The organism is Burkholderia sp. WP42, from assembly GCF_000745665.1.
Taxonomy (GTDB): domain Bacteria; phylum Pseudomonadota; class Gammaproteobacteria; order Burkholderiales; family Burkholderiaceae; genus Burkholderia; species Burkholderia vietnamiensis.
In genome coordinates this window covers 161,538-187,247 of record NZ_JQJT01000019.1, presented here as the reverse complement: position 1 = coordinate 187,247, position 25,710 = coordinate 161,538, and the positions used below count along the sequence as shown (strand labels likewise).

The following is a 25,710-nucleotide window of genomic DNA, read 5'->3' as shown; positions in this document are numbered from 1 at the left end:
CGAAAGTCTCTCGTACCGATTGCATCCGGCCGGCCCGGCGCATCGCGGTGCCAGCAGCTTACTGGGCGCGGCACCGCGCGGCAATCTTCCGTCGCGCACTCGTGATCCGTCTCGGCCCACTACGCTATGCTTGCCCTAACCCGCGCAGCGTGCCGCGCATTCGGGCGGCGAGCGGTGGGTAACATCAGACCTTAACGCCGAAGTTATCCACAATTTCTGTGGAAAACCTTGTGGAAAGCCGGCCGCCCGGCCCCGCGGGATGGCTCACGGGCTGGCTTGCCTATAAACAGACCTTTGTCGCCTGCTCGGAAGCAATCGAGCGGATTCCCTACCCATCGGAAGGAGAAAGCCATGTCTCATCGCATTGCGGTCGTCGTCGGCAGTCTGCGTCGCGGTTCGTGGAATCGCGCACTGGCGCACGCCGTGATTTCGCTCGCGCCCGCCGATTTCTCGTTCGAGTTCGTCGAGATCGGCGAGCTGCCGCTGTACAGCCAGGATTACGACGCAGATTTCCCGGAAGTCGCGAAGCGTTTCAAACAGTCGATCGAAGCGGCCGACGCGCTGCTGTTCGTCACGCCCGAATACAACCGCTCGATTCCCGGCGTGCTGAAGAACGCGCTCGACTGGGGCTCGCGCCCGTGGGGGCACAACTCGTGGTCGGGCAAGCCGGGCGCGGTGCTCGGCACGTCGCCGGGCGCGGTCGGCACGGCGCTCGCGCAGCAGCACCTGCGCAACGTGCTCGCGTATCTCGACGTGAAGATGCTCACGCAACCGGAAATGTTCATCAAGCACGATCCGTCACGTATCGACGACGAAGGCCGCATCGTCAGCGACGACACGCGTACGTTCCTGCAAGGCTTCGTCGACCGCTACGCCGATTGGGTGCGCACGCTCAAGGCCGCCTGACCGCGTTGCCCGTCCCGCGAGCGGCGCCCATGCGCGGCTCGCTCCTCGCGCGCAGGTCAGCGGCCGTCGTGCCGCGCATCGTCGCGCGCTTCGCGAATGCCCAGCAGAATCTCGTCGAGCAGCGCAATGTCGAACGGCTTCGACAGTACGCGTACATTGACGGTGCGCGTGCGGTCGAGCTCCTCGGCGTAACCGGTCACCAGGATCACGGGCAGCTTGTCCGGGCGTTTGCCGACCGCCTCGGCGAGGTCGATGCCGTTCAGGCGGCCCGGCATGTGGATATCCGAAATCACCAGATCGAATGCGTCGTTCGCGGCGACGCCCTCGATCAGGCGCAACGCGTCGTCGGCGGTGGGGGCATAGGTCACGCGATGTCCGAGCAGCGTGAGCAGCGCCTCGGTGCCGGCCGCGACCTCGCCATTGTCTTCCACCAGCAGCACGTGCAGGCCCGTGAGCGCGCCGCCGTCGTGTACCGCGGCCGGCGGCCGCACGACGATGTCCTCGGCGCGCGCACGCGGAAGATAGAGACGCACCGACGTGCCGGCGCCGACCGCGCTGTCGATCGTCGCGAGGCCGCCGGAGCGTTCGCAGAACGCGAATACCTGCGGCAGCCCGAGGCCGGTGCCCATTCCCTGCCCCTTCGTCGTGAACAGCGGCTCGAACGCGCGCGCCAGCACATCGGGCGCCATGCCGATGCCCGTATCGTCGAGCGAGAGCTGCACGAAGTCGCCGGTCAGCGGAAAGCCGTCCTCGCGGCGCAGCGTTACGTTGCGTGCGCCGACCGTGAAGCGGCCGCCAGCCGGCATCGCGTCGCGCGCGTTGACGGCGAGGTTGATGACGGCAAGCTCGAGCTCCGCGACGTCGATGCGCACGGGCCACACGCCCGGCTCGATCGCGACGACCAGCGACGACTTCGAGCCGAGCGACGTCTTCAGCAGTTCACGGCACGTGCCGAGCCACTGGCCGACGTCGATCGTCTCGTTGTGCAGCGGCTGCTTGCGCGCGACGCCGAGCAGCTGGCGCGTGAGCGACTGGCCGTTCTTCAACGCGCGCTCGATTGCGGCGAGTTCCTTGTCGAGCTGCGCGACGCCGCGCCGCCGCACGATCTGCACGTTGCTCGAGATGATCATCAACAGGTTGTTGAAGTCGTGCGCGACGCTACCGACCAGGTTGCCGAGCGCCTGCATCTTGCGCGACTGCCGGTACGCCGATTCGATCGAGCGCCGCATCGACGCCTCCGCCTGCCAGCGGTCCCACGCCTGCTCTTCGGCCTTCAACCGCTTCAGCGACAGCCAGATCACCCACCACAGCGCGATCGACGGCGCGAACATCGAGATGAACAGCACGCTCAGATGCTCGTACCACTCGTGCCAGATCGCCGAGGTCCGATACGCGCACGTGACGTACACCGGATAGCTGCCGACCTGCCGGTACGCGACGATCTCGCTGCCGGCGCCGTCGTGCCCGACCCGCACGACGCCCGCGCGTGGATCGTTGTGCGGGTTGCCGAAGGTGGCCGTGCGATCGGTGTGCGCGAGCGACGGCGGCGGCGGATACGAGGCGATCACGGCGCCGTCGGAACGCGCGAGCGCCATCGTCATCGGGGTGGCCGAGCCGCCGAGCAGGTTGCGGTAGAACGCATTGAAATACGACGACTTCAGCGCGATCGACACCATGCCGGCGAACGAGCCGTCGCTGTGTCGGCGTGCGACGCCCGTGTTGAACACGGGGATGTTCTCGAGCTTGAGCGGGCCCATCATCAGCCGCGAGATGTGTTCGATGACCTTGCCGTCGCGGATGCCGACGAAATCGTCGCGGTTCGCGATCGACGCGTACGGCGCCGGATAGTAGAGACTGTTCGCGAGCAGCATGCCGCTCGCGCCGAAGATCGACACGGCCGCCACCTGCGGATAGCCGCCGCCGATCGTGTTCAACGCCTCGTGGATGTCGGATTCCTGGCGGCGCACGGTCGCGTCGTCCATGTCCTGCACGAGATCGACGATGCGCGCATCGAGCGTCTCGGTCAGATCGAACACTTTAAGCGCATGTTCTTCCGCCACGCGCACGGTGCGCATCGTCACGTCGCTCGCTGCCGCTTCGCGCGCCTTCAGGTCGTTGTACGCCATCACCGACACGTAAATGCACGGCAGCACGATCGCCGCCACCAGCAGCACGATCAGCGTCACGCGCCGGACCGCAAAATCGTGCTCGGGCGCGCCGGACGCGTAGGCGCCGTCGTCCTGCCAGTCGTCGGCGGGTGTGGCGGCGGGAGGGCGGGAATCGGCGGGACGTTCGGACGTCATTGAACAGGGCGACGAGGCTGGAGTGCCCCATCATAAACGAGTTGTGCACGCCCACCGTCTCGCCCGGACGCACCCGCAAACCTGTCGAATCCGACAGGGCTGCATTGAAAGAATGAAAACGCTATGAATCCGGCAGCGCAAACGTACACAAGGAAAAATTTTGCGTGCTTATCTCGAAAATGATCGAGCCTGTTTCGACAACGCGCGGAGATCGGACCGATTCTGTTCGAAATGGTGAAAATGGCGAGTTGCACCGCCTCCGGTTTACTCCGAGAATCGCCCCTTGCTTTCCCTATGACAGATACATGCGCCCGCCGGCGATTGCGGCGCGGTGTGTCGCGTGCTTCGTGCCGCGCCGCCCGCGTGCGATTGCAAGGCGGTGCCAGCGTTTGATTGCACGGCGCCTCAAGAACGGCGCCGAGCGGTCGTTAACGCGAGAGAGACCATTCCGTACACCGCTTCGCTGCCATGCCTTTGCCGATCGTGATCGCCGACGACTCCTTGCTCGCCCGCAAGCTTTTGACCAAGGCGTTGCCGGGAGACTGGGACGTTGACGTAGCATATGCGGCGAATGGTCATGAGGCCCTGGCGCTCTATCGTGACGGCAAAGCTTCCGTAATGTTTCTGGACCTGACGATGCCCGACATGACTGGCTATCAGGTCCTCGAGACACTGCGCCACGAAGATCTGAACACGTTCGTGATCGTGGTATCCGCCGATATTCAGCCGCAGGCGCGAGCCCGCGTGCGCGAACTCGGCGCGATCGCATTCGTAGCCAAGCCCGTGACGTCGGAGGCATTGCTGCCCATTCTCAAGGAGTATGGGTTGTATGCCTGAATCGGTGTTCACGGCGGAGCAACGCGACGCGTTGCAGGAAATCGCCAACCTCGCGATGGGTCGTGCCGCTGCACGGCTCGCGCTGCTGCTCGGCCACTTCATCGAGCTGTCGGTCCCGCGCGTGCGGGTCGTCGGGGCGTCGGAAGCCGGCGCCGCGCTGCGCGAGATGACGGGGATTCACGAGAACGTGACGGCCGTACGCCAGGGCTTCCGTTCCGACATCAAGGGCGAGGCGATCGTGCTGTGCCGCACCGCCGGCGTCGCGCGGCTCATGTCGCTGATGGAGCGCACGTTCGGCGACGGCGTGTATGCCGGCATGGCGACGCAGGACGAACTCGTGTTCGACGTCGCCAACGTGCTGATGAGCGCGTGCGTCGCGTCGATTCTCGACGAACTCGGCCGCAAGCCCGTGTTCTTCCCGCCCGGGCTGCTGGGCGCGAACGTGTCGTTCGAGGACGTATTCCAGCCGAACGCGCTCGCATGGAGCGTCGCGTTGCTGCTGGAAGTGAACTTCGGCCTCGAGGATCACGGGTTCCGCGCGCACTTCGTGATGCTGATGGCCGAGGATTCGATCCGGCTGATGGGCGACGCGCTCGACGCGTTGCTGTCCGCGCTATGAATACCGCCGGCACGCCGTCGTTGAGCGATCTCGTGATCGAGCGGGTCGGTTTCGGCCTGTTCGTGCTGGATCGCGCGATGAACGTGCTGATGTGGAACCGCTTCATGCAGGACCACAGCGGCACGGTGGCCGCCGACGTGATCGGCCGCAACCTGTTCGACTGCTTTCCGGATCTGCCGCGCGCGTGGCTCGAGCGCAAGCTCCAGAGCGTGTTCCAGCTCGGCAGCTTCGCGTTCAGCTCGTGGGAGCAGCGGCCCTACCTGTTTCGCTTCGAGCACGACCGGCCGATCACCGGCGGCGTCGACTACATGCAGCAGGACTGCACGTTCATGCCGCTCACGCGCGGCCGCGACGTCGAGGCCGTGTGCGTGACGATCTCGGACGTCACGCACGTGAGCGTGATGCAGCGCGAGCGCGAGGAGGCGGTCGCGAAGCTGCGCGAGCACGCGAACGTCGATGGCCTGACCGGCATCGCGAACCGGCGCTACTTCGAGGCGCGGCTCGGCGACGAATTCGCGCGCTGGCAGCGCTACGGCGGCGACCTGTCGGTGCTGCTGTTCGATCTCGATCACTTCAAGACGATCAACGACCGCTTCGGGCATGCCGTCGGCGACGCGGTGCTGCGCGAGACCGCGCGCCGCGTGGCGTCGATCGTGCGCGCCCAGGACACGTTCGGCCGCTTCGGCGGCGAGGAATTCGCGCTGCTGCTGCCCTGCACGAATCTCGACGAGGCGCTGCTCGTCGCCGACAAGGTGCGCGACGCGATCGGCAGCACGCCGGTCGAGGCGGAAGGCGTCAGCGTGGCGGTGACCGCGAGCGTCGGCGCCGCGTATGCGACGCCGGGTCTCGCATCGTGCGACGTGCTCGTCAACGGGGCCGACACCGCGCTGTATCGTGCGAAGCGGCTCGGACGCGACCGCTCGGTCGCGTTCGGCTGAGCGCGGCGGCGCGGCGCGCCGCTCAGCTTTTCGCGATATCCGCCAGCACGCCGGCGAGCACGGCGGGCTGCGACATGAACGGCGAATGGCTGCTGTCGAGCTGATGCACGTGGGTCGGATTGTCGGGCGCGAACGCATCGGCTTCGTCGATGAAGCGTTGTTGCAACGCGGGCAGCAGCACGCGGTCGGCCAGGCACTTGATGTAATGGCGATCGATCGCGCCCCACCGCGCGGCGCTGGTCGGGATCGCGGTCGCGAACGGCGCGGCCGGCACGTCGCAGGTCATCAGGTTCGCGACTGCGTCGAAATCGGCTTGCGGCACGTCGTCGTACAGCGCCTGTTTCAACTGCGCGCGATAGGCCGCATCGCCACTGCGCGGATCGATCCGCAGCGCGCCGGTCACGCGCGGGCTCGCCAGCATCAGCGCGCCGAGCATGTCGCCGTGGTTCTCCGGCGCACGCACGTAGTCGAGGCCGGGCACCCCCGACGCGGGCATGAACGCCGCGAGATAGACGAGCTTCGCGATCTTCTCCGGCGCGCGTTCCGCGGCGGCCGTGATCGCGAGGCCGCCCATGCTGTGCCCGACCAGAACGACCTTGCCGCGGCCGAGCGCATACGCGTCGTCGACGGCCTGCAGCACCTGGGTCGCGTAGTCGTCGAGCGTGGTGTTCGCGACCGGCGACGGCTCCGCGCCGAACGCGTCCTTGTCGAGCGGGCGTGCGAGATACGACGCGGGAAAGCGGGCATTGATGCCGTGCGCGGGCAGGTCGCGCGCGATCGACAGATAGCCGCGCGCGGCCAGCGCGGCCGCGACCGGCGCATAGGACCATGCGCCGTGCCACGCACCGTGCACGAGCACGAAAACGGGATGGTCGGACTGCTGGGCGGCGGTTACGTTCGTCTCCATGGCGTTCGTCTTGTTCGAGAGAGGTGTCCATCTTAGACGATGCGGCGCGCGTGCAAGCATGCGGACGCACATCGCGGCACGCGCCCGCCCCGCCGTTGCGTTGCGCGCGAAATGGCGCTATTTTGTGTCGTACAGATCACATTTCATAGTGATCTGATTTCAATATGTCACGAAGCGCGCCAATTTGGCGCTTTCGTTCCGATTGCGCCCCATGAACGTCGACTATCTCTTCTACCGCAAGCCGGACAAGCCCGGCCCCTATTCCCTCGACGATCTTGGCGACGTCGCGCCGCCGATCGGCCCGACAGACGCCGTGCGTGCGGGCATCACGCGCGTGTTCGACGAGATCGACTGGCACGAATCGCCCGACGTGCCCGGCGCGTGGTTCGGCACCGGCGCGTCGTCGTTCCAGTTCACCGCGGAGCCCGACGGCCGCGTGACGAGCTTCATGGGCTCGCGGCTCGACCGTCGCGCGATGCTGCAACTCACGCGGGAAATGGGCCTCATCGCGCTCGACCTGCAGCGCGACATCGTTTACGGCTGAGGCCGCCCCGATGCCATTGCACGCGGGCGCCCGCCGCGCAGGCCCCGCGCGGCGGCCCGCGACGCGCGGAGAGTCTCCGCCATCGAACTTCAAAGATTGCTATACTTTCGCCCAATTCCGGCTTCCGGCCGGTAATTTATGCCTGTCTGCGTCGATCGTTCGCATATCTCGCACGCATCCGACGCCCTGACCAACCCAGCCGGGCCTGGCCTCTTCAATCGCCCCGCGTGGGTGTCTCCGTGGAGCTCGTCTTGGCCGTTTCCAATCTCGTCGTGGACGAACAAGAAACCGACGCCGCTGCCGTCACATCGGGCAGCTCCTTCTATCTGGCGATGCGCATCCTGCCGGCCGCGCAGCGCGACGCGATGTTCCAGGTCTACGCGTTCTGTCGCGCCGTCGACGACATCGCCGACAGCGACCTGCCGCGCGCCGAGCGCAACGCGGGCCTCGACCGCTGGCGCGCGGACATCGACGCGTGCTTCGCCGGCCAGCCGCCGCGCCATCTGGTTGCGCTCGAGCGCGAGATCCGCGCGTTCGACCTGCGCCGCGAAGACTTTCACGCCATGATCGACGGCATGGCGATGGACGCCGCAGAGGATATCTGCGCGCCCGACGAGCCGACGCTCGACCTGTTCTGCGATCGCGTCGCCAGCGCGGCCGGCCGCTTGTCGGTGAGGATTTTCGGGATCCCCGAAGCGGAAGGCATCGAGCTGTCGCACCATCTCGGCCGCGCGTTGCAGCTGACGAACATCCTGCGCGACATCGACGACGACGCGGCGATCAACCGCTGCTATCTGCCGCGCGAGCTGCTCGCGCGCGAGGGCATCGCGATCGCCGATCCCGCGACGATCGTGCGCGACCCGGCGCTGCCGCGCGTGTGCGCGACGCTCGTCGAACGCGCGCTCGCGCACTTCCGCGCCGCCGATGCGGTGATGGACACCTGCACGCGCGCGCAGGTGAAGGCGCCGCGCATCATGTCGGGCGCGTATCGCTGCATTCTGGAAGCCGCGATCGCGCGCGGTTTCGCGTATCCGCGCGCGCCGCTGCGCAAGCCGAAGGCGCGCATGCTGATGATCGCCGCGCGCTACGCGCTGTTCTGAGCCGATGCCCAGAACCGTCCACGTGATCGGTGCAGGACTCGCCGGCCTGTCGGCCGCCGTCGAGCTGCAACGCCGCGGGCGGCGCATCGTGCTGCACGACGCGCATGCGCAGGCGGGCGGCCGTTGCCGCTCGTGGTTCGACGGGATGCTGAACACGACGCTCGACAGCGGGCTGCATCAGGTGTTCGCGGGACAGACGGCGACGCAGCGCTATCTGCGCGGGATCGGCGCGGCCGACCAGCTGACGGGGCCGGCGCTCGCCGAATACCCGGTGGTCGACGTCGCGTCGCAGCAGCGCTGGACGCTGCGCTTCGGCAGCGGACACTGGCCGGCCTGGCTGTTCGACGCCGCTTCGCGCGCACCGGGCACCACGCCGCTCGACTACGCGGCGCTCGCTGCGCTCGCGTTCGCGCGCCCGGGCCGCTCGCTCGCGCAGACGATGCGATGCGACGGCGTGCTGTGGGACCGCTGGCTGCGGCCGTATTTCCTCGCGGCGCTGAATGTCGAGCCGCGCCACGCGAGCGCGGAGCTCGCGCTTGCGGTGCTGTGCGGGATGTTTGCCGCGGGCGGCGCGGGCTGCCGGCCGCTCGTCGCGCGCCACGGGCTCGGCAGCGCGTTCGTCGAGCCGGCGCTGCGGATGCTGCAGCACGGCGGCGCGCAGATCCGGCTGAACTCGCGGCTCGATGCACTCGAATTCGGCGCGCACGGCAATGCGCTCGACGCGGTCGCGATCGGCGGCGAGCGCATCGATCTCGCGCCGGGCGACACGGTCGTGCTGGCCGTGCCGCCCGAGGTCGCGCAGCCGCTCGTGCCCGAGCTCACCGCGCCCGATGCGTTCAGTGCGGTCGTGACCGCGTATTTCGCGCACGACACGCCGGCGGCAGGCAGCGCGCTGCAGACGACGGTGATCAACGGCGTCGTCGACGCGGTGCGCAGCGGCGCCGGCGCGCTCGCCGCGACGATCCGCGATGCGGGCCGCTGGCTCGACATGCCGCGCGATGCGCTCGCGCGGCGCATCTGGGAAGATGTCGCGCGCGTGAGCGGCGCGCATCCGGAACCGCTTCCCGCGTGGCAGCTCGTGGTCGAGCCGCGCGCGGGCTTTGCGGCGGTGCCGTCGCAGGAAATGAAACGTCCGGCCGTGCGCACGCGCTGGACCAATCTCGTGCTGGCGGGCGACTGGATTGCCACCGGTTTGCCCGCCACGATCGAGGGCGCGATCCGTTCCGGCCAGCTGGCCGCGGACGTGCTCCAGACACAGTAAGCAACAGAGGGACCGATGAACGATCTCACCGATATGGCTAACCTGTCCGCCGGCACCGTGCCGGCCGGACTCGACGCGTCCGTCGCCCGCGCGACCGACGCGCTGCTGGCCGCACAGAACGCGGACGGACACTGGGTCTACGAACTCGAAGCCGATTCGACGATTCCCGCCGAATACGTGCTGCTCGTCCACTTTCTCGGCGAGACGCCGAATCTCGAGCTCGAACAGAAGATCGGCCGCTATCTGCGCCGCATCCAGCAGGCCGACGGCGGCTGGCCGCTGTTCACCGACGGCGCGCCGAACGTCAGCGCGAGCGTGAAGGCGTATTTCGCGCTGAAGGTGATCGGCGACGACGAGAATGCCGAGCACATGCAGCGCGCGCGGCGCGCGATCCACGCGATGGGCGGCGCCGAGATGTCGAACGTGTTCACGCGCATCCAGCTCGCGCTGTTCGGCGCGATTCCGTGGCGCGCGGTGCCGATGATGCCGGTCGAGATCATGCTGCTGCCGCAGTGGTTCCCGTTCCACCTGTCGAAGGTGTCGTACTGGGCGCGCACCGTGATCGTGCCGCTGCTGGTGCTGAACGCGAAGCGTCCGCTCGCGAAGAACCCGCGCGGCGTGCGGATCGACGAGCTGTTCATCGACCCGCCGGTCAACGCCGGGCTGCTGCCGCGTCAGGGCCACCAGAGCCCCGGCTGGTTCGCCTTCTTCCGCGTGGTCGACCATGCGCTGCGCGCGGCGGACGGCCTGTTCCCGAGCTACACGCGCGAACGCGCGATCCGCCAGGCCGTGTCGTTCGTCGACGAGCGCCTGAACGGCGAGGACGGGCTCGGCGCGATCTATCCGGCGATGGCCAACGCCGTGATGATGTACGACGTGCTCGGCTATCCCGAAGATCATCCGAATCGGGCGATCGCGCGCAAGTCGATCGAGAAGCTGCTCGTCGTGCACGACGACGAAGCGTATTGTCAGCCGTGCCTGTCGCCGGTGTGGGACACGTCGCTCGCCGCGCATGCGCTGCTCGAAACCGGCGACGCGCGTGCGGAGCAAGCTGTGCTGCGCGGCCTCGACTGGCTGCGTCCGCTGCAGATCCTCGACGTGCGCGGCGACTGGATCTCGCGCCGTCCGAACGTGCGCCCCGGCGGCTGGGCGTTCCAGTACGCGAACGCGCACTACCCCGACGTCGACGACACGGCCGTGGTCGTGATGGCGATGGATCGCGCGCAGAAGCTGCAGAACACGGACACGTATCGCGAATCGATCGCGCGCGCGCGCGAATGGGTCGTCGGCATGCAGAGCAGCGACGGCGGCTGGGGCGCGTTCGAGCCGGAAAACACGCAGTACTACCTGAACAACATCCCGTTCTCCGATCATGGCGCGCTGCTCGATCCGCCGACGGCCGACGTGTCGGGCCGTTGCCTGTCGATGCTGGCGCAGCTCGGCGAAAGCGCGCTGAGCAGCGAGCCGGCCCGCCGCGCGCTCGACTACATGCTCAAGGAGCAGGAGCCGGACGGCAGCTGGTACGGGCGCTGGGGGATGAACTACGTGTACGGCACGTGGACGGCCCTGTGCTCGCTGAACGCAGCCGGCCTCGGGCCGGAAGATCCGCGCGTGAAGCGCGCCGCACAGTGGCTGCTGTCGATCCAGAACAAGGACGGCGGCTGGGGCGAGGACGGCGACAGCTACAAGCTCAACTACCGCGGCTTCGAACCGGCGCCGAGCACGGCGTCGCAGACCGCGTGGGCGCTGCTCGGCCTGATGGCCGCCGGTGAAGTGAACCACCCGGCCGTCGAGCGCGGGATCGGCTACCTGATCGCGCAGCAGAACGACGAAGGCCTGTGGGACGAGACGCGCTTCACGGCGACCGGCTTCCCGCGCGTGTTCTATCTGCGCTACCACGGCTATCGCAAGTTCTTCCCGCTGTGGGCGCTCGCGCGCTATCGCAACCTGAAGCGCGCCAACGCGACGCGCGTGACGGTCGGGATCTGACGCGTGGCTGCGACGCTGCACACCGGCACGTTGCCCGTCATCGCCGTCACGGGGATGGCGTTCGAGGCGCGCATCGCGCGCGGTCACGGCGTCGAGGCCGTATTCGCCGCACGCGCCGACCGGCTCGAGCGCGCGCTCGCCGAGGCGACCGCGCGCGGTTGTGCGGGCATCGTGAGCTTCGGCACGGCGGGCGGGCTCGCGCCCGATCTGGCGCCGGGCGCGCTCGTGATCGCGGACGCGATCGACGGGCCGTTCGGCCGCGTGCAGACCGATCCGGCCTGGAGCACGCGGCTCGTCGCCGCGTTGCACGACACGCCGGTGTGGTCGCGCGTCACGCGCGGCACGATGGCGGCCGTCGGCGCACCGGTGGTCAGCGAGCAGGAAAAGACGTCGCTGCATCGCGCCAAGGGCGCGCTCGCGGTCGACATGGAATCGCATATCGCAGCCGCGTTCGCGGCGTCGCGCGGCGTGCCGTTCGCGGTGTGCCGCGCGATCGTCGATCCCGCCTGGCGCACGCTGCCGCGCGCGGCGACGGCCGGGCTGCGCGACGACGGCAGCACGGCCATCCTGCCGATCCTGCGCGAACTGCTGAAGCAGCCGTCGCAGCTCGGCCCGCTGCTGCAGGTGGCCGCCGACGCGCGCGCGGCGCGCACGACATTGATCCAGGCGCGGCACGCGTTCGAGCGTGCGGGCGCGATGCGGATGGTCTGAGCGGCGCGCGCCGCGTTTCGTTTCTCGTGCCGCTGCGTTGCCTGATTTCGCGCACGCGCACACGCACACGAGCGTCATTCGCGGAAAACCGGGCGTCGGGATTGCGGCTGCCGCGATGAGCAGCACATCGTCGTCGAGATTCGCGCCGCGTTCCGCGGTAATCTGGCGAATCCCGATTTGGTCCACGACTGACATGCTCGATCCTGCCATGGCTATCGCCACGTCCGCACTCATGAGCGCGGTGCTGCTGGTGCTGCTCGGTTCGCTGCTCCGATCGGGGATACCGGGCGTGCTCGAATGGTTCGCCGCCAATGTCGCGACCGTCGTCGCTCTGCCGCTGTTCCTGATGCGGTTCAGGATTCCGGACACGCTGTCCGTCGTTGCTGCAAACATGCTGATGGCATGGGCGGCCGTCGCGTATTACGCCGGCTGCGCCCGTTTTCTGGGGCGTCCGGCCCACTGGCCGGTGCTGATGGTCTCCCTTCTGCCGCTGGGAATCGCGCTCGTCTACTGGCGCTATGCGGTCGACAGCATTCCGCTTCGTGTACTCGTCACCACGCTGTTCACTGCTGCGGTTTGCATCGCGGTCGCGCTTCTGGTGCTCCGGCACCGCCCGTCCGGACGCTCGGCCTATTCCTATCGCGTGACCGCCGCGATGGCATTCCTCTTCGCGTTATGCCAGATCGCGCGCGGGATCTATTTCATGACGCTGGACGAAGCGTCGAGCCCGCTGATGTTCGCCTCCACCGGCAACGTGATCTTGCTGGTCGCGGCCGCGGCGATCATGCCGACGCTATCGATGTCCTCGATGATGATGGTGCACGACGTACTGCTCGCCGACGCGCGCGAGGCCGCGAACCGCGACTTCCTCACCGGCGCGCTTTCGCGCAAGGGCTTTGAAGCCGTTGCACACGTCCAGTTGGCGGAAGCGGGCAGGCAGGGTTCGCCGACCGCGCTGCTGATCGTCGATCTCGATCATTTCAAGGCGATCAACGATACGCTCGGCCATGCTGGCGGGGACGCCGTGCTGCGCGAATTCGTCCGCGTGACGCAGATGCAACTGAGGCGTGGCGACGTGCTTGGCCGCATGGGCGGCGAAGAATTTGCCGTGCTGCTGCCGGCAACGGCGCTGGACGACGCGCGGGCCATCGCGGAGCGACTGCGCCATGCAGTCGCCGCCCAGCCCATGACGACCGCCGCCGGGCCGTGTCGATACAGCATCAGTTGCGGCGTGGCCGGCTGGCGAGCGGGCGAAACCCTGGACCACCTGAGCGCGAGAGCGGACGCAGCCCTCTACGAGGCGAAGCGCTCGGGACGCAACCGGGTGTGCCTTCACGGGGACCTCGCCATCGTGTAACGGCGAGCGGTTGCGCTGCGCGTCGGGCACGCGTGCGGGGGCTTCTACACGGCTTCGTGACGGCGACCTGGTAGCGATCTCGCGGGCTTGCTCGAACGGATCGCGCCATACCGCGTCAACCATGCTGCCGCCCAAGAAACAAAACCCCATGTTCCGAGAAACATGGGGTTCGTCGACGGTTCGAGCGCTGCATGATGCAGCGCTCGCCGGCATTGCGGCCGGCGCGGTGCCGCGTTACTGCGCGGCAGGCGCGCTCGCGGGGAGCGTCGGCATTGCCGGCGCGATCGGTGCGCCGTTGGCGGCCGGCGCAGTCGTTGCGCCGGTCGACGCCGATGCAGGCGTTGCCAGCGCCGCAGCGGGTGCTGCAGACACAGCAGGCACGGCGGACGCGGCAGGCACGGCAGAAGCAGCCGCCGCGCTCGCAGGCATCGCACTGTCCGCGCCCGGATCGTCGTACTGCGGCAAGCCGGCCGCGGCCGGCGCATTGTTCGGCGCTGCACCCGCTGCGCCGCCCGCGTCGCCCGGATCTTCGTAATTCGGCAGCCCCGGCGCGGACGGCGCGGCCGCCGGCGCCGCGCCCGATTCATCGGGCTGCGCGTAGTTCGGCGCTTCGGCCGACGCCGATTCGCCGTGGAACGTGAGCGACTTGCGCTGCTGCAGATACGCATCGCGGACGAACGAGTACGGATCGAGCGCCGCCTGCTTCAGCAGATCGGTCGCGCCGAGCAGGTCCGAACGCGCGCTGACGAACTGCGCGATGTACATCGGATTGCGCACGGCCGGCTCGATGTAGTTGAGCAGGTTGAAGCGCACGTCGACCGCGCGGCCGACGCCGTCGCGGATCGTGCTCGGCCCGAACACCGGCAGCACCAGGTACGGACCGGCCGGCATGCCCCAGCGCGCCATCGTCAGCCCGAAGTCCTGGTGATGCTTCGGCAGCCCTGCGGGCGTCGCGATGTCGATCAGGCCGCCGACGCCGAATACCGAGTTCATCGCGACGCGCATCAGATCCTGCGTCGCGTCGGTAATGCGCAGCTGCAACAGGTTGTTCGCGATGTTGCCGAGGTCGCCGAGGTTCGAGAAGAAGTTGCTGATCGCGGTACGCAGCGGCGTCGGCGTGATCTTCTGATAGCCCTTCGCGATCGGCTGGGCGATGTGCGTGTCGACCGTGTCGTTGAACGTGTACACCGCTCGATTCACCGGCTCGAACGGGTCGTTGGGGTTGCGGTTCGGGCCCGTCGCGCAGCCGCTCAGCAGAGCGCCGGCGGCGACGGTCACCGTCATGATTCGCACCTTATTCATTGTTTCCTTGCGATTGGTTCTTGACGCGCTTCACGCGCGGTTTGCCCATCAGAACGGGCTGAAATACCACGGCGCCGATCAGCGTGCAGGTCAACGCGAGCGCGAGCAGCTTGCCCATGCTCGACGTGCCCGGATGGTGCGATAGCCACAGGCTGCCGAACGCGGTCGCCGTCGTCGCGGCGCTGAACAGCACCGCGTGCGTGAGGCTCGAATGCAGCAGCCCCGTCTGCCCGGCGCGCCACGCCATCACGAAGTACACCTTGAACGCGACGCCGACGCCGAGCATCAGCGGCAGCGCGATGATGTTCGCGAAGTTCAGCGACATGCCGAGCACGACGCACATCTCGAGCGTCACGAGCCCTGACACGAGCAGCGGCACCAGCGTGCGCAGCACGTCGCCGAAGCGGCGCAGCGTGATCCACAACAGGATCGTGATCGAGATGATCGACCACAGCGCCGCGTGCTGGAACGCCTTGATGATCGTCTCCGCGGAATGCAGGATCGAGATCGGGCCGCCGATCGCGCCCGGTTCGGCCGCCTTCACGGCCTTCGCGAAGCGGCGCAGCATCGTGTCGTCGTTCGGGTCGACGCCCTTCGGCACCTTCGGCGAAATCTGCACGAGCGCGTGGCCGTCCGGCGCGACCCAGTCGCGCACCAGTTGCGGCGGCAACGATTCGCGCGTCACGTCCTGCGGTTGCAGCAGCGTCGCGAGCTGCTCGAGCGCGATGCGCAGCGTGTCGGCGAACGCGTGTTCGGCACGATCGCGCGTCGCGGCGTCGGCTGCGGCGAGCTTCGCGAGCGATGCCGACAGGTGCTGCGCGGCGGCCGCGCCCGGGCCCGGATGATCTTCCGCCGCGTAGCTCAGCAGGTCCGACACGCGCTTGAGCGCGGCGACGCGCTGCGCGTCGGTGGCGGGCGGCGCGGCCGGCTGCGTGAGCGCGGGCAGCAGATCGCTCGCGGCCGCGGCGATCGCCGCGCGCTTTTCCGGCTGGTCGGTCGGAATGAACGTCGACAGCGTCGTCGTGCGCCCCACTTCCGGCAGCGCGTCGAGGCGCTTGGCGGCCGCGTCGGCCGCGGCCAGCGACGGCGCGAGCAGCGTGACGTCGTTGACGGCCGCTTCGGGCGAATCCTTCAGCGCGAGCAGCGTCGCCATCGATTCGCTGTGCGGATCCTTCAGGTGCAGCGGGTTGAAGTCGAAGCGCAGGAACAGCAGCAGCGGCAGCGCGCCGATCACGACGCCGAGCGTGCCGATCAGGATCGGCTTGCGATGGCGATCGAGGAAATCGTCGACCGGCGCGAGCCACGGGAAGCCCGGCGTCTTCGATTCGCCCGGCGGCGCGAACAGGCGCAGCAGCGCCGGCAGCAGCGTGAGCGTGCTCAGCAGCGCGATGAACATCCCGACGCCCGCGATCAGGCCGAGCTCGGACACGCCGCGATAGGCGGTCGGAATGAACGAGAAGAAGCTCGCCGCGACCGCCGTGGTCGCGAGCGCGAGCGGCATGCCCATCGAGTGCGCGGCGCCGATCAGCGCGTGATCGATGCGCGGGTCGCGGAAGCGTTCCTCGCGGTACTTCACGCCGTACTGGATCGAGAAATCGACGCCGAGGCCGACGAACAGCACCATGAACGCGACCGAGATCATGTTCAGCGAACCGACCATCGCGAGGCCGAGCGCGGCCGTCACGACGAGGCCGACGAACAGCGTGACCAGCACCGAGCCGATCATCCGCTTGGAGCGCAGCGCGAGCCACAGGATCACGAGCACCGCGAGCAGCGTGAGCACGCCGTTGAGCGCGGCGCCGTCTTCGACCGACGCGAATTCGTCGTCGGCGAGCGGCTGCTCGCCGGTGATGCGCACGACCGCGCCATAGCGTTGCGTGAGGTCGAGCGCCTTCGCGGTGTCGCGGATCACCTGCGTGGCTTGGGCGCCGGCCTTCAGCGCGCCGTAGTTCACGACCGGCTGCACCGTGACGAACGCGCGCGCCGGCTGCCGTGCGGCGTCGGCGTCGACCAGCCCGCGCCACGAGAACGCGGCCGGCTTGCCGCCCAGCACGTCGTCGACCGTCGCGGCGCTGCGCGCGAGCAGCTTGGCCATCTCGGGCAGCTTTACCTGGCCGGTCAGCAGCGGCTGGCCGAGCAGCGTGGACAGCGTCGTCGCGAGGCCCGTCAGGCTCGGGTTCTTCGCGAGCTCGTTGACGAGCGGCCGCGCGCTCGCGAGTTGCGTCGTCGTGTCCGACACTTCCTGCGGCGACAGGAACAACAGGCCGTTGTGCTCGAAGAACGGCCCGCCGCCGGGCTCGGCGACCTGGCCGATGCGACCCGCGTCGGACTGCTTTTGCAGCGCGCCGGTGAGTGCGTGCGCGGCGGCCGTCGCGAACTCGGGCGCGGGCGCCTCGACGACCGCGAGGATCGTGCCGTTACGTTGCGGGAACGCGTTGTCGACCGCCTGACCCAGCGCGGCCCATTGCGGCTCGGCATCGACGAGCTTGCTGATGTCCGTGTTGATCTTGAAGTGCTGTGCCACGTACACGCCGCTGCATGCGGCAATGACGAGCGACAGCACGACGACCAGGACGGGGCGGCGTACCGACCATGCAACGAGTCGGATGATGAGAGATGTCACCATTTGGCGGTGGGGAGCGGCTGGCAAGGGCAAAGCAACGAGTATACCGGCGCAACGTGCGCTCGGTCGTGACGATGGCTCGTAAAGGGGCGGGAAGGATATTTGCTCCGCATAGCTGGAATCGGCCCCGCGCACCGGCAATTGGTAAGCGTGTGCTTAATAATCGGCACGCCTCGCCGCGCTATGCAGCGGCTGTGACAAAGGGGGCTGAAAGGTAACAGTCGGTCACGCCACGGCAGGCGCGCGTGCGGGCCGCTATACTTCGACCCACCGGCCGCTGCAATCGGTGCAATGCGCCGGCCGTTTTTTCTCATCGAGTGCGAATATCCGTATGAAACGTCATCTGTTTGCTTTCGTCGCGGCGGCCGCCGTGTCGGTTTCCGCTTTCGCGCAGAGCGCGCCGGTCGACGTCGTCCGCAATGCGGTCGAAGGCACCGTCAATGCGATGAAGGCCGATCCGGTCGCGCGCAGCGGCAACATGGCGAAGGTCACGCAAGTCGTCGAGCAGCGCTTCCTGCCCGCGACGAACTTCGAGCGCACGACGCGCATCGCGGTCGGCGACGCCTGGAAGCAGGCGAACCCGCAACAGCAGCAGGAGCTGTACAAGCAGTTCAAGCTGCTGATGACGCGCACCTATGCGGCGTCGCTCGCGCAGCTCGGCAGCCAGGACGCGAAGTTCTCGTTCAAGGCCGGCGGTGCATCGGGCGCCGATGCGCTGGTGCAATCGACGGTGACGACGCCCGGCGACAGCCAGTCGGTCGGCTACCGGCTCGGCAAGGTCGGCAACGACTGGAAGATCTACGACATCGACATGTCGGGCGCATGGCTGATCCAGGTCTATCAGGGCCAGTTCAAGAGCCAGCTCGCGTCGGGCGGCATCGACGGCTTGATCGCGTATCTGCAGAAGCACAACGCGCGCACGAACTGAGCGACGCGCTCGGTCGGTCCGTATGAATCAAGGGCGCTCCAGGGCGCCCTTTTTCATTGGCGTGCGGCCGAAATCCAGCTGGCGTGCGCAAGCGGTCGACGGGGTAGCACACGTCGCGTGAACGGGGCGATGCCGTGGCGGGCCATCCGCTCGGCAGGCGACGGCCTTCTTTTGCCGCCGCCGCCGCGCATGGCGACTGCGCGACGGTGGAACTGCCACGCGACGCACGCGTGCCCCGCCCCGCTACCGCCGCCGATGCTCGACCGCGAACTTGATCAGCTCCGCCTGCCCTTCGATGTCGAGCTTGCGTTTCAGATTGAGCCGGTGCGTCTCGACCGTGCGCACCGACAGCCCCGTCTGCTGCGCGATCTGCTTGCTCGACAGCCCCTCGGCCAGCGCGTCGAGGATGTCGCGTTCGCGCGGCGTCAGCCGGTCGAGCGGCGACGCGGTCGCGCTCGCGTGGATCATCCGCGCGGCGAGCCCTTCGCTGAAAAACGTCTGCCCGGCCAGCACCGCGCCGATCGCGCGCACGATCTCGCTCGCCGGCGAATCCTTCAGCAGATAACCGCTCGCGCCGGCGCGCACCGCTTGCGTCACGTATTCGAGGTTGTCGTGCATCGACAGCATCAGCACGCGAATCGCCGGAAAGCGCTCGTGGAAGACGCCGGCGAGCGTGATGCCGTTCATCCCGTTCATGCCGACGTCCATCAGCGCGAGATCGGGCTCGAGCGACGCGGCGAGCGCGAGCGCCTCGTCCGCGTTGCCGGCTTCGCCGACCACGGACAGGTCGGCGGCCTCGAGCCGCATCCGCAGCCCGTCGCGCACCAGCGGGTGATCGTCGACGAGCAGCAGTCGGGCGGCGGGCCGGGCGGTGTCGGGTGGGCTCATCGGCAAAGGTCTCCGGTTATGGTGGCGCGCCGTCACGCGGCGGCGCGCAGCGGCACGCGCGCGGCCACGACGGTATGGCCGACCTGCGACGCGATCGTCAGCGTGCCGCCGAGCGCGTCGAGGCGCTCGCGCATGTTGCGCAGCCCGATCCCGCGGCGCGCGTCGGTTTGCGTACGCTCGGCATCGAAGCCGCAGCCGTTGTCGGCGATGCTCAGCGTGACCGCATGTGCGCCGACGTCGAGCGTGACGGCCGCGCGCGACGCATGCGCATGATGCACGATGTTGCTGAGCGCTTCCTGTGCGATCCGGAACAGCGCCGTGTTGACGGGCGCCGGCAACGGCCGCGCGCCGCTGTGCGCGACCTGCGTGTAGCCGATGTCGATGCCGCTTTGCTCGCCGAGCTCGCGCACGAGCTGCTCGAGCGCGGCCGCGAGGCCGAGATCGTCGAGCATCGCCGGGCGCAGCGCATGGGAGATGCGCCGCACCTCGCGCAGCGTGTCGCCGAGCCGGCCGATGCCGGACGCGAGCGCCTGCTCGGCTGCGGGCATGCGCGTCGCGCCGCGCTCGAAGCGCGCGAGCGCGGATTCGAGCATCAGCTTCGCCGACACCATCATCTGGCTGATCCCGTCATGCAGTTCGCGCGACAAGCGCTCGCGCTCCTGTTCCTGCGATTCGACGACGCGCTGCGCGAGCTGCTTGAGCTTTGCGTCGGCGCTGCGCGACTCGCTGACGTTGAGCACCAGCGCGCACACGGCGATCGCCGCGGCGCCGGTCAGCGCGATCGCGGTGAGCCAGCTCATCGTGCGCTCGATGTTCGCCGACGCGCGCGCGTCGATGCGCTGCAGCGCGGTGTCGACGTCGTCGAGATAGATGCCGGTGCCGAGCATCCAGCCCCAGCGATCGAGCGCGACGACGTAGCCGAGTTTCGGCGCGATCCTGCCGGTGGACGGCCGCTGCCACGCGTAGCGCACGTAGCCGCCGCCGTGCGACGCGGCGCCGATCAGCTGCTGCATCGTCAGCGCGCCTTGCGGGTCGCGCATCGACCAGAAGTTGTGGCCGACCCGCTCGGGCTCGCGCGGATGCATCAGCGAATTGCCGTGCAGGTCGTATACGAAGAAATAGCCGTCCGGGCCGAAGTCCATTTTCTGCAGCATCGCGAGCGCCTGCGTGCGCAGCATCGCGTCGTCGCGGCCGTTGCGGCCGCTCGCTTCGTACAGCGGCATGATCGCGCTGGTCGCGAGCTCGACGTAATGCTTGAGCTCGCCTTCCTTGCTCGCCAGATACGCCGCCTCGATCGTCGCGTGCTGCGTGCGAGCGAGCGAGGTCGCCTGCTGGCGCACGCCGAAGCCGATCCCGGCGATCGCGAGCAGGAACGGCACGATGGCCAGGAGGAATATCTTCGCCTTGAGTCTCATGGTGGTCCGAAGCGGGCGCGGCGGTGCGCACGCGTGCTGCGCGCGGCGGCGCGGCGAGCCGACATTGTCGGCGATTTTGCGGTGCGCGGCGACGGTCGGTGCCGGCCGGCCGCCGCTCAGGCGCGGCGCGGTGCGCGCTCGCCGTCGGCCGCCGTGTGCACGACGACCTGGTTGCGCCCGCTCGCCTTCGCGCGATACAGCGCGTCGTCGGCGAGTTTCAGCGCGGCCTGGATGGTGTCGCCGCGTTCCGGATAGCAGGTCGTCACGCCGATGCTCGCGGTCACGCGGCCGCACATGCCCGCATCGTGGCGGATGCCGAGATCGAGGATGCCGGTGCGGATCGTCTCGGCGATCGCGACGGCGCCGTCCGTGTCGACGTCGGGCAGCACGACGACGAATTCCTCGCCGCCGTAACGGGCCGCGTAATCGGCCGGCCGGCGCAGGCAGCCGGCGATGCAGCGGCCGACCGCGGCGAGCGCATCGTCGCCGGCCTGATGGCCCTGTGTGTCGTTGTAGCGCTTGAAATGATCGACGTCGACGAACAGCAGCGACAGCGCGTGCTGCGAGCGCGCGGCGCGCCGCCATTCGCGGGCGAGCGTGACGTCGAGCATGCGGCGGTTGTCGAGCCCGGTGAGGCCGTCGGTGCGCGCCAGCGCCTGCAGCTCGGCTTCCGCGCGCTGGCGCTTGCGCAACTGCACGTCGAGCAGCAGCGACAGCCCGATGAAGCCGATCGCGAGCGCGACCATCGCCGAGCCGATCGGGATCGCGCGGTCGTACCACGCGGCGTAGGTGTCGGCTTCGGAGCGCGCGACCATCAGGATCAGCGGCAGGTTCTCGAGGTGGCGGAACACGTACAGGCGGCGCACGCCGTCGATCGTCGCGGTGTCGGTGAAACTGCCCTCGCTTGCCGTCATGAAATGGCGGAACGTGCTTGCATGGCTGATGTCGCGGCCGACGATCGACGGATCGTACGGTTGACGCGCGACCATCCGGCCGTTGGTCTTGATCAACGCGACCGAGCCGCGATCGCCGAGCGCCAGCCGCGCAAACAGGTTCTGGAAATATTCGAGCCGGATCGACATCACCGCGACGCCGCCGAACGACCCGTCGGGCCGCGTGATCCGTCGGCTGAGCGCGATGCTCAGGGAGCCGTCGCGCAGCCGCGAATGGTAAGGGTCGCTCACGTACAGCCCGACGTCCGGATGATCGCGATGGACGGCGAAATACGCTTCGTTGGCGAAATTGGCCTTGCGCGGAACGTCGGTCTTGCAGTCGACCGCGATGTCGCCGTTCGCGTCGAGCACGTAGATGCCGCCCAGGTACTTGGCGGTCGTCGCGCGGTCGAACAGCACCTGGCGCCGCAGCGGCATCGGCAGATTGGCGACTGCCGGGTCGTTCGCGCCGTCGACCACCGCCTGTAGCGACAGCGAGTAGATTTCGATGTTGCGCTCGATGTCCCACGACGCCATCAGCGCGATGTTCTGCTGCGTGGTGCGGGCGCGGTCGCGCGCGTCGATGCGGCCTTCGTACAGCACGATCGCGCACAGCAGCAACAGCAGCAGACCGATCAGCAGCCCCGAGTAGAAGATCAGGTGCGGCAGCAGCGCACGGCGCACGCGAGCGACGACGCGGCCGGTCCGGCGGGATTCGCTGGGCACTGCGTAGTCGGTTTCAGCCATGGTGCGTGGAACGATGGGCATCGCGGCCGGACGGCGAGCCGATGCGTTTATTCGTGTGACATGTGGGTGGCGGTCCGATACGCGCCCCCGGGGCGCCCGCGCTGACGGACCATCGAAAGACGAATGCCGATCATCGGCAATCGCATCCGGGCGAACCGATCAGATTGCGTTCGCGGATGGGTTTATTCGTGAATCGAAGGTCGTACGAATCGTGCCGCAGATGGGTCCGAGTATAACGCGCGCATCAAGTGGCGCTGAATATGTCGCGCACCGTTGATTCGGATCAAATTGGGGTTTTAACCTCTACTTGCAAATTGCGCGCGGAAGGCAATTGGGTGACCGATTGCGCGGACGCGAGCCGCGATATTCATATTGAAAAACGGGCGGCCGAAATCGGCCACCCGTCTCGTCAAAACGCATGCGGGAAATCCCGCGTGCGGCTGCTTACGCGCTTTGCTGTTGCGCCTTGAACGCGAGCCGGAACCGATGCAGCAGCGGCTCGGTATAGCCGCTCGGCTGCGACGTGCCCTGCAGCGCGAGCGCGCATGCCGCGGCGAACGCGGTGGACTGCTCGTAGTCGGGCGCCATCGGCCGGTAGTTCGGATCGCCCGCGTTCTGCTGGTCGACGACGCGCGCCATCCGCTTGAACACGTCCAGCACGAACGCCTCGGTGATCACGCCGTGGCGCAGCCAGTTCGCGATGTGCTGGCTCGAGATGCGCAGCGTCGCGCGGTCTTCCATCAGGCCGACGTCGTGGATGTCCGGCACCTTCGAGCACCCGACCCCTTGTTCGACCCAGCGCACGACGTAGCCGAGGATGCCCTGCGCATTGTTCTCGACTTCGCTGAGGATCTCGCTGTCGCTCCACTCGGCGCGTTCGACCACCGGGACCGTCAGCAGCCCTTCGAGCAGCGCGTCGCGCTCGCTCGCGTACGGCGTCTTTTCGAGCGCCTGCTGGACGGCCTGCACGTCGACGAGGTGGTAATGCAGCGCGTGCAGCGTCGCCGCGGTCGGCGACGGCACCCACGCGGTGTTCGCGCCGGCGCGCGGATGCGCGATCTTCTGCTCGAGCATCGCGTGCATCAGGTCGGGCATCGCCCACATGCCCTTGCCGATCTGCGCACGGCCGCGCAGGCCGGCCGACAGGCCCGCGAGCACGTTGTTGCGCTCGTAGGCGGCGATCCACGCCGACGACTTCATGTCGCCCTTGCGGATCATCGGGCCGGCTTCCATCGCGGTGTGCATTTCGTCGCCGGTGCGGTCGAGGAAGCCGGTGTTGATGAACGCCACGCGCCCGGCCGCCGCCGCGATGCAGGCGGCGAGGTTCACGCTGGTGCGGCGCTCCTCGTCCATGATGCCCATCTTCAGCGTGTTGCGCGGCAGCCCGTACAGATCCTCGATGCGCGCGAACAGCGTGTCGGCGAACGCGACCTCGACCGGGCCGTGCATCTTCGGCTTCACGATGTAGATCGAGCCGGTGCGCGAGTTGCGCTTGGCCTTCCGGTCGTGCAGCGCGCACAGCGTCGTGACGACGCCGTCGAGGATCCCTTCCGGGATCTCGTTGCCGTCGCGATCGAGCACCGCGCCGTTGGTCATCAGATGGCCGACGTTGCGCACGAACAGCAGCGAGCGGCCGTGCAGCGTCAGCGTGCCGCCGGCCGGCGTCGTGTATTCGCGGTCGGCGTTCAGGCGGCGCGTGAAGGTCTTGCCGCCCTTCGCGACTTCCTCGACCAGCGTGCCCTGCATCAGCCCGAGCCAGTTGCGGTACAGCTGGACCTTGTCGTCGGCGTCGACCGCCGCGACCGAATCCTCGCAGTCGATGATCGTGCTGACCGCCGCTTCGAGCACGACGTCCTTCACGTTTGCGAGGTCCGCGCGGCCGATCGGTGTGGACGCATCGATCTGGATCTCGACGTGCAGGCCGTTGTGCTTCAGCAGGATCGCGGACGGCGCGCCGGCTGCGCCCTGGTAGCCGACGAACTGCGCAGGCTGCGCAAGGTGCACGACGCCGCTGGCGGTTTCGACGGCGAGCTGGCCGTCCTCCACGCGGTAGCGCAGCGCGTCGCGGTGCGAACCGCTCGCGAGCGGCGCCGCGTTGTCGAGCACGTTGCGCGCGTAGTCGATCACGCGCTGTCCGCGCGTCGGGTTGTAGGCCGTGGTGCGCTCGGCGCCGCCGTCTTCGGGCAGCGCATCGGTGCCGTACAGCGCGTCGTACAGGCTGCCCCAGCGCGCGTTCGCGGCGTTCAGCGCGTAGCGCGCGTTCGACAGCGGCACGACGAGCTGCGGGCCGGCCTGCGTCGCGATCTCGCTGTCGACGTTCGCGGTGGCTGCCGCGACGTTCGACGGGACCGGCACGAGGTAGCCGATTCGTTCGAGGAATGCGCGGTACGCGGCATGGTCGCGTACCGGGCCGGGGTGCGCGCGGTGCCACGCGTCCAGTTCGTGCTGCAGGCGCTCCCGCTCCGCGAGCAATTCGCGGTTGCGCGGCGCGAACTCGTGCACCAGCGCCGAAAAACCGCTCCAGAATGCGGCCTTGTCGATGCCGGTGCCCGGCAGTGCTTCGTCTTCAATGAACTGGCTCAGCGCTGGCGCGACTTGCAGTCCTGCTTGGTCGATCATCGTGATTCCTCCCGGGGAATGGAAAACGCGCGCGGATCAGGCCGCGACGCTTTGTATGCCGCGCGGGCGAGCCGTGCATCCGGTCCGGACTCTACGCCTGACACACCGATCGCGCCCGCAATACGGCCGCCCGCCGTGACCGGCGCGCCGCCTTCGGGCAAGCCCGCGCGCGGCGCGCCCGGAAACGCGGTGCGGCCACTGTGGATCATATCCCCATACGCGCGCGTAGCGCCCCGGGCGGCGTCAAGCCCAGGCGCGATCGTGCCCGGCGGCGCGTCAAGATCCGGTATGCGCTGACGTGCTACTGTCGTCGATCGTGCCGCCGGTGGGTGCAGCGCCTGCCTCCGCCGGTGCGCAGACCGGGGGCGAGGCCGATCGTGGCCTTCGGGCTGGCCGGCGCGACATCAGCGCGCTTCATCGCCGCATGCGGCTGTGGAGGCGGAACGATCTCTGGCTTGCGCGGTTCTACAATGCGGTGACGGCGCATCCCTTCGGTCAGGGCCGGCAGCGCTGCTGCGCGAGCATGTCCGAGTGTGCGTTGGCTGCACCTGTGAGCGCGACGAATCGCAGCGCGTCATGCGGTCGACAGCTGCCGCTGTCGTGATCAACATGATTCGCATCGAGCGGGCCGATGCGCCGCCGCCGCTGTAGCGACGAATATCGGGAAATACCGGTTGCCGCCGCAGCCGAACGGTCGGATATGTCACAATGTGAGCAATTCGATGTGCGGTTCGCCACGCTCCGTTTCGCTGTCGCGCAATGCGCACTGCGGGCGGTCGGCCGT

General features: G+C 68.3%; 20 protein-coding genes. 11 read left to right on the top strand and 9 right to left on the bottom strand.

The features are described from left to right. Window positions 1-351: 351 nt before the first annotated feature. Window positions 352-906: an NADPH-dependent FMN reductase gene (locus EX20_RS12755; protein ID WP_011881141.1), complete on the top strand. Its 555-nt coding sequence runs from the start codon at window positions 352-354 to the stop codon at window positions 904-906. Between the two features lie 56 nt (window positions 907-962). Here the strand turns inward: EX20_RS12755 and EX20_RS12750 are convergent, their stop codons facing one another. After that, complete coding sequence (locus EX20_RS12750) at window positions 963-3,209, bottom strand: hybrid sensor histidine kinase/response regulator (RefSeq protein WP_034193764.1); 2,247 nt, start codon at window positions 3,207-3,209, stop codon at window positions 963-965. Between the two features lie 468 nt (window positions 3,210-3,677). Between EX20_RS12750 and EX20_RS12745 the strand changes: the two genes are divergently transcribed. From EX20_RS12745 to EX20_RS12735, 3 genes are read left to right on the top strand one after another with little or no spacing between them, the layout of a single operon-like run. Beyond that, a complete protein-coding gene (locus EX20_RS12745) occupies window positions 3,678-4,046 on the top strand; it encodes a response regulator (RefSeq protein WP_011881143.1) in 369 nt (122 codons plus the stop codon). After that, window positions 4,039-4,665: a chemotaxis protein CheC gene (locus tag EX20_RS12740; RefSeq protein ID WP_011881144.1), complete on the top strand. Its 627-nt coding sequence runs from the start codon at window positions 4,039-4,041 to the stop codon at window positions 4,663-4,665. The genes EX20_RS12745 and EX20_RS12740 overlap by 8 nt, the downstream gene beginning before the upstream one ends. Continuing rightward, entirely contained in the window at window positions 4,662-5,603 is a 942-nt protein-coding gene (locus tag EX20_RS12735; RefSeq protein WP_011881145.1) for a GGDEF domain-containing protein, read from the top strand. Before EX20_RS12740 ends, EX20_RS12735 begins: the two co-directional genes overlap by 4 nt. Window positions 5,604-5,625: 22 nt before the next feature. Here EX20_RS12735 and EX20_RS12730 read toward each other — a convergent pair whose 3' ends face one another. Further along, window positions 5,626-6,510, bottom strand: coding sequence for an alpha/beta fold hydrolase (locus EX20_RS12730; protein WP_034193763.1), 885 nt, complete (start codon window positions 6,508-6,510; stop codon window positions 5,626-5,628). Between the two features lie 211 nt (window positions 6,511-6,721). Between EX20_RS12730 and EX20_RS12725 the strand changes: the two genes are divergently transcribed. The 6 genes from EX20_RS12725 to EX20_RS12700 all read left to right on the top strand — a co-directional run bounded on the left by EX20_RS12725 (window position 6,722) and on the right by EX20_RS12700 (window position 13,472). Then, window positions 6,722-7,054, top strand: coding sequence for a hypothetical protein (locus tag EX20_RS12725; RefSeq protein WP_011881147.1), 333 nt, complete (start codon window positions 6,722-6,724; stop codon window positions 7,052-7,054). Window positions 7,055-7,305: 251 nt separating this feature from the next. Beyond that, a complete protein-coding gene (gene hpnD / locus EX20_RS12720) occupies window positions 7,306-8,154 on the top strand; it encodes a presqualene diphosphate synthase HpnD (protein WP_014724262.1) in 849 nt (282 codons plus the stop codon). Between the two features lie 4 nt (window positions 8,155-8,158). Beyond that, window positions 8,159-9,415: a hydroxysqualene dehydroxylase HpnE gene (gene hpnE / locus EX20_RS12715; RefSeq protein WP_034193762.1), complete on the top strand. Its 1,257-nt coding sequence runs from the start codon at window positions 8,159-8,161 to the stop codon at window positions 9,413-9,415. A 15-nt stretch (window positions 9,416-9,430) separates the two neighbouring features. Beyond that, on the top strand, window positions 9,431-11,404 hold the full coding sequence (gene shc, locus EX20_RS12710) for a squalene--hopene cyclase (protein ID WP_034193761.1): 1,974 nt from the start codon (window positions 9,431-9,433) through the stop codon (window positions 11,402-11,404). A 3-nt stretch (window positions 11,405-11,407) separates the two neighbouring features. Then, window positions 11,408-12,115: a phosphorylase gene (locus EX20_RS12705; RefSeq protein WP_011881151.1), complete on the top strand. Its 708-nt coding sequence runs from the start codon at window positions 11,408-11,410 to the stop codon at window positions 12,113-12,115. Between the two features lie 193 nt (window positions 12,116-12,308). Then, window positions 12,309-13,472, top strand: coding sequence for a GGDEF domain-containing protein (locus EX20_RS12700; RefSeq protein WP_034193760.1), 1,164 nt, complete (start codon window positions 12,309-12,311; stop codon window positions 13,470-13,472). Window positions 13,473-13,706: 234 nt separating this feature from the next. Here the strand turns inward: EX20_RS12700 and EX20_RS12695 are convergent, their stop codons facing one another. Together EX20_RS12695 and EX20_RS12690 are read right to left on the bottom strand one after the other, a co-directional pair. After that, window positions 13,707-14,774 carry an MlaA family lipoprotein gene (locus EX20_RS12695; RefSeq protein ID WP_034193759.1) on the bottom strand — a complete coding sequence of 356 codons (1,068 nt, stop codon included), beginning with the start codon at window positions 14,772-14,774 and terminating at the stop codon, window positions 13,707-13,709. Further along, window positions 14,767-17,400 carry a hopanoid transporter HpnN gene (locus EX20_RS12690; RefSeq protein ID WP_034193758.1) on the bottom strand — a complete coding sequence of 878 codons (2,634 nt, stop codon included), beginning with the start codon at window positions 17,398-17,400 and terminating at the stop codon, window positions 14,767-14,769. The genes EX20_RS12695 and EX20_RS12690 overlap by 8 nt, the downstream gene beginning before the upstream one ends. A gap of 328 nt (window positions 17,401-17,728) precedes the next feature. Between EX20_RS12690 and EX20_RS12685 the strand changes: the two genes are divergently transcribed. Next, window positions 17,729-18,325 (top strand): MlaC/ttg2D family ABC transporter substrate-binding protein, encoded by a 597-nt coding sequence (locus EX20_RS12685; RefSeq protein ID WP_011881155.1) that lies wholly within the window; start codon window positions 17,729-17,731, stop codon window positions 18,323-18,325. Between the two features lie 243 nt (window positions 18,326-18,568). On the opposite strand, the gene EX20_RS12680 is transcribed toward EX20_RS12685, so the two are convergent. From EX20_RS12680 to EX20_RS30620, 5 genes are all read right to left on the bottom strand, one after another. After that, window positions 18,569-19,213: a response regulator gene (locus tag EX20_RS12680; RefSeq protein ID WP_011881156.1), complete on the bottom strand. Its 645-nt coding sequence runs from the start codon at window positions 19,211-19,213 to the stop codon at window positions 18,569-18,571. 32 nt (window positions 19,214-19,245) lie between these two features. Then, window positions 19,246-20,628: a cache domain-containing protein gene (locus tag EX20_RS12675; protein ID WP_034193757.1), complete on the bottom strand. Its 1,383-nt coding sequence runs from the start codon at window positions 20,626-20,628 to the stop codon at window positions 19,246-19,248. Between the two features lie 116 nt (window positions 20,629-20,744). After that, the gene (locus EX20_RS12670; protein ID WP_034193756.1) at window positions 20,745-22,307 is read right to left on the bottom strand and encodes a sensor domain-containing diguanylate cyclase; all 1,563 of its coding nucleotides are present in this window, start codon (window positions 22,305-22,307) and stop codon (window positions 20,745-20,747) included. A 444-nt stretch (window positions 22,308-22,751) separates the two neighbouring features. Then, on the bottom strand, window positions 22,752-24,926 hold the full coding sequence (locus tag EX20_RS12665; protein ID WP_011881159.1) for a malate synthase G: 2,175 nt from the start codon (window positions 24,924-24,926) through the stop codon (window positions 22,752-22,754). Beyond that, entirely contained in the window at window positions 24,923-25,135 is a 213-nt protein-coding gene (locus tag EX20_RS30620; RefSeq protein WP_011881160.1) for a heme-binding protein, read from the bottom strand. The genes EX20_RS12665 and EX20_RS30620 overlap by 4 nt, the downstream gene beginning before the upstream one ends. Between the last annotated feature and the right edge of the window lie 575 nt (window positions 25,136-25,710).